Raw genomic sequence first — 7,591 nt, 5'->3', positions numbered from 1 at the left:
GTCTTTACTCAAGAACTTTATCCCAAGTGAAAAACTGGTACTGTATTTTTGCGTCGTAATCTTACTTGTTACTTCACAAAGTTTGTCAAAAAGTTCTTTCATAACGTTAATTAATAGTGATTTATATAGCTTTCAGTATTTCACGTGCCACCACTTCACCTGATATGATACTTGGTGGAACCCCTGGTCCTGGAACCGTGAGTTGACCGGTGTAATACATGTTGCTTAATTTCTTATTCTTTATTTGTGGCTTTAAAATGGCTGTTTGTTTTAACGTATTCGCCAAGCCGTATGCATTCCCTTTAAATGCATAATAATCTTTCTTAAAATCATTTACGCAATAACTGCGCTTATAGATTACGTGTTCTCTTATCTTTTCTCCACAAAATTCTTCCAACCTGTCCATCAGCATCTCGAAGTACTTTTCTCTCTTCTCCTCATTATCTTTTAAATCTGGAGCAATAGGAATAAGTAAAAATAAATTCTCACTACCTTCTGGCGCTACGGTATCATCTGACTTAGAAGGACAACAAGCATAAAATAATGGAGCTTTTGGCCATTGTGGTTGGTTATATATCTCTTCGGCGTGAACATTAAAATCTTCATCAAAGAAGAGGTTGTGATGTTCCAATTTAGGTATTTTTTTGTCAACTCCTAAATAAAACAACAGTGAAGAAGGAGCCATTGTCCGCTTATCCCAGTATTTTTCAGTGTAATTGGCTTTCTCTTTTAACAATTGGAACTCCGTATGTGCGTAATCTGCACCACTTACTACATAATCACAAGCATATGAACTACCATCAGCTACATTTACGGTGGTTACATTTTTATTCTCATATTCAAAACCCGTTACTTCTTTTCCAGTTTCGATTTTCACTCCTTGTGATTCAGCAATTTTTACAAAAGCCTTGATGATTTCGTGCATCCCACCTTTAGGGTACCAAGTACCTAAAACAATATCTGCATAATTCATCAGTGAATATAAGGCTGGCGTATCCTTCGGCATAGCACCTAAGAACAATACCGGAAATTCAAGGAGTTCAATAATTTTAGGATGAGAAAAATACTTTTTAATGTAGGTGCTAAAAGAAGAAAACAAATGCATTTTGAATACTCCTCCTATCACACGTTTGTCAACAAATTCTGTCAACTTCAAACTTGGTTTATGGACCAAATCATTCATTCCTACATCGTACTTATAGGCTGCTTCTTTTAAAAACTCATCGAGTTTCGCTGCACTACCCGGCTCTAATTTTTCGAACCAAGCTTTGAATTCATCTAAATTTGCAGGAACATGATCGCTTGATTTATCCTTCCAAATCACCTGGTAACTTGGATCTAATCGTTCCAAGGTATAGAAATCTTGAGCAGTGTGTCCAAAATCCTTATAAAACTTTTCAAAAACATCGGGCATCCAATACCAACTCGGGCCCATGTCAAAAGTAAAACCGGCAGCTTCGAACTTTCTCGCTCTACCACCCACCGAGCTATTTTTCTCCAATAAGGTTACTTCGTTCCCTCCTTGGGCTAAATAACTTGCGCAAGATAAACCTGCTATTCCACTTCCAATGACTACAATTTTTTTACTCATATATATGCTATGCGTACTCTGGTAAGCACTCCATTAATTTTTTCCTTGCTATGAATATACGACTCTTTACCGTACCAATTGGAATATTTAACTCATTTGCAATTTCTTGATACTTGAAGCCTTTGTAGTGTAATTCGAAGGGCTTTTTGTAAACATCACTAAGTGCTTCCACTTGCGCCTCTACCTCCAGGGAGGTAATATGGTTTTGCGGAGTATTTCTAGCCTCTGTTGAACCGTTCATTAAATACTTTTCTTCTGAGTTATCGAAAATTGTTTTCGATCTCACTTTTCTTCTGTATTGATTGATAAATATGTTGCGCATGATGGTAAACAACCACGCCTTGAAATTCGTTTTTGGCGTGTAATAGTTTTTATTCTTCATGGCTTTCAACATTGTTTCTTGGGTAAGATCTCTCGCGTCTTCCTCATTTTTTGTGTAGCGCATTGCAAAAGCAATCATATATGATTCTAAAGCAATGAGAGCGTTGTTAAATTCAATTGTAGACATTTTGTTTAAGTTTTACACCTTCAAAGTTAAACACTTTTGTTTAATCTTTCCAAATAAATCTTAAACAAAATATTTTCTTTCACAATTTGTCGCACAGGCAACAAGGGCTCAATCCCCCATTGAACCTACGTTTCTCATGAAAAGTTGGATGAAAATTACTTGAACAAATCTGTAACCTTATGGATACCAGCAGGAATAGGCTGTGATAAACTCTCTAACATTTCCGCTCCCGTGTAAATAGGAAGTTGATGATTTTGGCTTAATGCAGAGAAAAAACGAACAATATGATCTTCGTCTGTAGCCGTAACAAAAGAAGTTACCAATGCATCAACTTTGAAGCGACCAATGGTGTTCACTAATGCTTGCTCTGGCACTGATTGACCTAAATAGACGGTGGCATAACCATCTTTGAGCAGTTTATAATTATAGAGTAATAATGATATTTCGTGCCACTCATTTTCTGGTAAGAATAGCAAGAAAAGCTTTTTAGGATTAGGATTTTCCTTAATATTTTCGGTAGCTGAAATTAGTGTATTGCGCATCATGTTAGAAACAAAATGCTCCTGTGCGGGATCAATTGTTCCTACCTGCCACATTACACCAATACGCGTTAAGAAACTCCTTAACCTCCCCGAGAAAGCCTCGAACAGTCCTTCCTCTCCGATGATTTTATGAAAATTGTGTAAAAATAGATGCTTGTCCATCTGTATCAGTGCCAATATCAGCTTGTCAACCAAACTGTCTTCGCTCATAGCGTCATCAATGGACATTATTTCTTGAGCAATTTGATCATCACTCATATTTACGATATGCGAAATTTTCTTACCGTTCTTGTTGAGTAACGCCACGTTGAGTAACACCATTAGATCTTTGTCTGAATACATTCGGATTTTAGTATCCGTACGTTCAGGCTTTAATAATCCATAGCGTTTTTCCCACATACGAATGGTATGTGCTTTTACTCCCGATAATATTTCTAGATCTTTGATCTTATACACCGTCATGCAATTATAACAATGCAAAGTTAGAAATGTTTAAAGGATGGGTTAAGAAATTAAACAAAATTGTAAGTCGACTTATTCCAAAACATAGGGGAAATTTAATATTTCTGGTGTGGGGTCTATGCGCTGTATGTAATTGTTGTTGGAAAAATTTTCCTTTTCATAATCTTCCGAAAGCTCTTTTTGTGGAATTGCTTTTTTGGCTTTGAAAATGTAGACTACTGCATATTGACCAGAGCTATTCACATCCGTTCTTGAGAAGTGTTGGACAAATTCAAACCTCATCGACTCTGGAAAATAACAACCGTCTTTTTCAACAAAATTCCAATAACTGGATTTCTTAGGGATGGACATGGTCATATTGAACACAGTTGCAACTCTATTAGGACTAATTTGTATACTTTCATATTGCCTACATCTATAGTTTAAACTTGCATACTTTAAGTCGTGACTCAGGGTATATTTTTTTTCACTTGTATAACTCAAATTCACTCTAGATAAGGTTGGTGAATAATAGCGTTCTTGCTGATAAGCTCCAGGTTCACTAAAAAAACTTTTATACTTAAAAAATAAGGTTAAGTTATCCGGTGATGGTAGTGCCCAGTTTAGATTCAGATCTTCTTTTTTAAATTCAGCTGCATCGAACAACTTTCCACCACGTTTAAACATGCGCTGTGGCTCACCTTTAACCCACCACGTTTCTTTTTTACGTTTCTCGTGTTTGGCGTAAGCTACATTTGCCCTAATGATGTTTAATGTGGTATCCTTTTTCTCATTAGTCTTTGTAACCAATCGCTGATAGACCCACAATTCTCCTAAAACTGCTATGTCCTGCTTTACAAAATTGTGATAAGTACTGTCGTATATTCTTTGAAATAAATCACCTTCATTTTGCTTGACATCTACACTTTCGAACAATTGTATAGGCGCTCCAAGATCGATTTGCTTTTGGTCGTCAAAAACGATTTTTTGTAAACGATAATTCGGATGAAACAAAGTATATGCACTGTCTTTCTCTAACCCAGGAAGCTTTCCATTATCATTAGAAATACCAATCAAATGTCCGTTTTTTAAAACTTCAACATTGGTTAACACTTCATTTTTGTGATTGACAACTTGAACTTGAGCATGTACTACAAAACTTAAGATAAGCAGCAAACATAAGAGAATTCTTTTCATAGGTGTGGTTTTTAAATCGATGGGATTTGAACGCTAAAATACCAAGTTTATTTTAACATTTTCTATTAGGGGTAGAAATGACAGCTCCCGATTCTTATCGGGACTATAATGGATGACCCGACCCCTGAGAAAAGGCAGCTTTAGCGAACTTTTATTAGGGGGAATAGCCTAAAAAAAATCAGGAAAACACTATATTTACGTTAAGAACGCGCTAAAAATGAAAAAAATAATTTACTCCTTGCTCTTGGCAGGCCTTGTTTGGTCGTGCGATAGTGAGCCCAAAGAATCTCCAGCTATTCCGCAGGAAACAGTTCAGGAATTAGACTTGAGTTTGTACGCACCCTTAGACTTGACACCCTATCAAATACCTACAACATTGTATTTACCCAACGATGAACAATTGGTAGGGGGCGCAGTGGAACCTCAGGTAATTCATCAAGAGGATGACTTTACTTGGACGATTAAAGCAAGTAGAGCTTTTGAAATGGTGATTGAAGATTACGGTGAGCGAGATGCTCTTGAACTATACAAGGAAAATTTAGAACGATATACAGATGTTCACACCTATCAAATTATTGAAGACAGTGCAAATGTTTTGATCTATAAGCAATCTTTAAAGAAACAAAACAAACAAGCTCTAGAGCACTATAGCTACCACTGTGTGGGAATGTTTACTGCAGACGATATTAATTACTTGATTTCATCGCGCAAAGAAGGTTATGAAAAACCAACGATAAATGTAATGCGCACAAGCATAGCAGAAATTGCTCGAAGAAACGAAGAAGTTTCTATTTAATTCACTCCTTAGCCTTCGATGTCTTATCATCGAGGGCATTATTTTTAAAGGCAGAAGGTACCAAATCAGGAATCACTTTTAAGACCAGTGGAAGCAATATAGCCCCACCAGGAAGCATAAAAATTGCCAAAGCGGGCATTGTTTTAACGATATCTAAAAACTGCACCCTCACCTTATCTTTTTCTTCTGCTGTAAGCTCTTCTTTCATTGATTTATTAATCAAGAAAACCAACTCCTTACTTTGCTTGAGCTCTTGCGCCAATTTGTCTTTGTTTCTGCTCAGAATTTTAATCCATCTCCTCGAAAGGTTTGAGAATAACTTATCGTATTGAGAACTCTCTTTTAAGAATGCTATTTTGTGTTGATTCTCCAATAAAAAAGTTTCTACCAGAGCGATACTATTGGGCAATTCATCTAATGGAATTCGGTAATGTTTACAGAAATCTTGTAGGAACTTAAGTTCTTCATCTGCTGCATCGTTGTCGGCAAAAATACAGAGTGAACATACATCTAAAAGGTAATGTTTAAATATCCAATCTTCTTGATGACAACTATCTAAATCTTTAAAACTCAACTCCCCCTCTTTGAAAAGTTTGTTCATGCTCTTTCGTTCCTCCTCCTTCAAATTAGCAGAAGCGAGGAAAACATCAAACAACATTTTTTCTCTTTTGGCAACATTATTATCCGAATTCACGGCCATAATAATCGTTTTCAACAAAGTCGTAACACGCTGCTTATAGTTAACTTGCAAGGTGTTCTCAGGAGAGGTTAAATACTTTTTAAACAACAAAACATCTAAATAAACCACCGAATTATTTAAGTAATTCACCCATAGTTTATTTTCCATGGTCTTTCGAATTCCTATACGCTTGTCCAAGATTTTCTCCAACTTGTCGTAGTCAGACTCCGGGATAAGTTTTTTATAGAAATTAAGAATAGACCTACTATCGTGCTTTTTATAAAAGCCCAGAACCTTTTGTAAGAAATCCTCTTTAGAATAAACTTTACACTCCATGATATAGACAGAAAGCAGACTTTCAAACAATAATACTTTGAGCTTTTCTTCTACCGTCCATTGATCCTGAGGTAAGGTATTGGCGTATAAAAGTTGTGTAGGAAAACCAAAAGCTAACCCTGTTCGAATACTCTCTAAACGCAAATGTTCATCGGTAGAAATGTGCACAGGTTTCACCTCTGTTATGGTAAACATTCCTTCATCGAGCAACTGCTCGTATTTCTTAACCCATCCCTTGGCTCCTGGAGATAACATGCGCGTTTGTCTTAAAAAGTTCTACTAAGTAACAAATTTTGTTTTTAATAGGCTGTAGCACGGGCATTAATATTACATTTAACTTATTGTTTAAAACTGTTGTACGATACTATGAGAACACTATTTCTACTTCTTTTCATGGGTTGGTCAGGTCTTTTCTTGGCACAAGAAGCCATCGTAAAACTACCCACTTTTATCAATGAAAGTTCAGGCTTACTTTGTATAGGAGATAGTGTTTTTATTACCCATAATGACAGTGGCAACAAAAGCGAATTGTACGTTCTCAACTTCAAGGGAGAACTTGTAAACACTTGTAAAATAGAACAGGCACATAACAAAGACTGGGAAGATCTTTGCTTAGTAGACGATAGCTTAATCTATATTGCTGACATCGGTAACAACAACAATACGCGCAAAGACTTAAAACTCTACATCGTGCCCTTAAAAGAGGTATTACAGGAAACTCAGAGTAAAGCGGATAGCATATGTTTTCATTACCCAGACCAAAAAGATTTTCCTCCGAACGCCCAGCAAAAGTACTACGATGCCGAAGGGATATGCTACTACCAAAACAAGATATGGATTTTCACAAAAAACGCCACTAAACCCTTTGATGGAATAAGTAAAGTGTACTCCTTGCCCAAAAAAGCAGGAACCTATACCGCAAGCTCTTGTGCTCCTTTAAAATTGAAAGCAAGTTCTTGGATGGAAGACTGCATTACTTCAGTATGCCTTAAGGCAAACCATTTGTTTGTATTAACCTACAGTAAAATCTACATCTACGAGCTTGTCAACGGAGAACTAATTTGGAAAAACACCCGCCTACTTAACCGGTTTGGATTGTGGGAGGCTATCGATGTTTCGAAGAATACCATTTATTTAAGCGAAGAAAAAACTATTATTGCACCCAAAATCTATAAAATACGATGGAAATAAAACAATTTGATGCTGTAATCTACGATATGGATGGTGTCTTGATAGATTCTGAACCCCTATGGAAAAAAGCAATCATTAAAGTTTTTGGAACCGTTGGTATAGATTTAACCATAGAAGATTGTGCGCGCACGGTTGGTTTAAGGTTGGACGAGGTAGTTGCCTTTCGTTTTAGAGAGCGACCTTGGACGGGGAAATCTCAGCAAGAAATAATCGATGAAATCATGGCTGAGATGGTGCATCAAATTTCAACCTTTGGAAAACCCATTACAGGCGTGCTTGATAGTCTAGAATATTTTAAAAACCAAGGATT

At 36.5% G+C, this 7,591-nt stretch carries 8 protein-coding genes; 3 read left to right on the top strand and 5 right to left on the bottom strand.

The window, feature by feature from the left end; translation table 11 throughout:
• Positions 1 to 121: 121 nt before the first annotated feature.
• The 4 genes from R3333_RS10645 to R3333_RS10630 form a co-directional block, all read right to left on the bottom strand.
• Positions 122 to 1,591, bottom strand: a complete 1,470-nt coding sequence (locus R3333_RS10645; RefSeq protein ID WP_318958777.1) for a phytoene desaturase family protein — start codon at positions 1,589 to 1,591, stop codon at positions 122 to 124.
• 7 nt (positions 1,592 to 1,598) lie between these two features.
• On the bottom strand, positions 1,599 to 2,099 hold the full coding sequence (locus tag R3333_RS10640; RefSeq protein ID WP_318958776.1) for an RNA polymerase sigma factor: 501 nt from the start codon (positions 2,097 to 2,099) through the stop codon (positions 1,599 to 1,601).
• A 155-nt stretch (positions 2,100 to 2,254) separates the two neighbouring features.
• A complete protein-coding gene (locus R3333_RS10635) occupies positions 2,255 to 3,103 on the bottom strand; it encodes a MerR family transcriptional regulator (RefSeq protein WP_318958775.1) in 849 nt (282 codons plus the stop codon).
• Between the two features lie 72 nt (positions 3,104 to 3,175).
• Positions 3,176 to 4,279, bottom strand: a complete 1,104-nt coding sequence (locus R3333_RS10630) for a hypothetical protein (RefSeq protein ID WP_318958774.1) — start codon at positions 4,277 to 4,279, stop codon at positions 3,176 to 3,178.
• 217 nt (positions 4,280 to 4,496) lie between these two features.
• Here R3333_RS10630 and R3333_RS10625 point away from each other — a divergent pair, with 217 nt between their 5' ends.
• Positions 4,497 to 5,075 carry a hypothetical protein gene (locus R3333_RS10625; RefSeq protein ID WP_318958773.1) on the top strand — a complete coding sequence of 193 codons (579 nt, stop codon included), beginning with the start codon at positions 4,497 to 4,499 and terminating at the stop codon, positions 5,073 to 5,075.
• A gap of 1 nt (position 5,076) precedes the next feature.
• Here R3333_RS10625 and R3333_RS10620 read toward each other — a convergent pair whose 3' ends face one another.
• The gene (locus R3333_RS10620; protein WP_318958772.1) at positions 5,077 to 6,345 is read right to left on the bottom strand and encodes an LETM1-related biofilm-associated protein; all 1,269 of its coding nucleotides are present in this window, start codon (positions 6,343 to 6,345) and stop codon (positions 5,077 to 5,079) included.
• A gap of 111 nt (positions 6,346 to 6,456) precedes the next feature.
• On the opposite strand from R3333_RS10620, the gene R3333_RS10615 reads away from it, so the two are divergent.
• Together R3333_RS10615 and R3333_RS10610 are read left to right on the top strand one after the other, a co-directional pair.
• The gene (locus tag R3333_RS10615) at positions 6,457 to 7,281 is read left to right on the top strand and encodes a hypothetical protein (RefSeq protein WP_318958771.1); all 825 of its coding nucleotides are present in this window, start codon (positions 6,457 to 6,459) and stop codon (positions 7,279 to 7,281) included.
• Positions 7,272 to 7,591, top strand: a 320-nt coding sequence (locus R3333_RS10610) for an HAD hydrolase-like protein (RefSeq protein ID WP_318958770.1), incomplete at its 3' end; no start/stop codon positions are given. The genes R3333_RS10615 and R3333_RS10610, both read left to right, overlap by 10 nt.

The sequence above is a fragment of the Lishizhenia sp. genome (assembly GCF_033720595.1).
Lineage (GTDB): Bacteria > Bacteroidota > Bacteroidia > Flavobacteriales_D > Crocinitomicaceae > Lishizhenia.
Note: the sequence above shows the minus strand (reverse complement) of the source record. Positions and strands in the feature narration are given on the sequence as shown.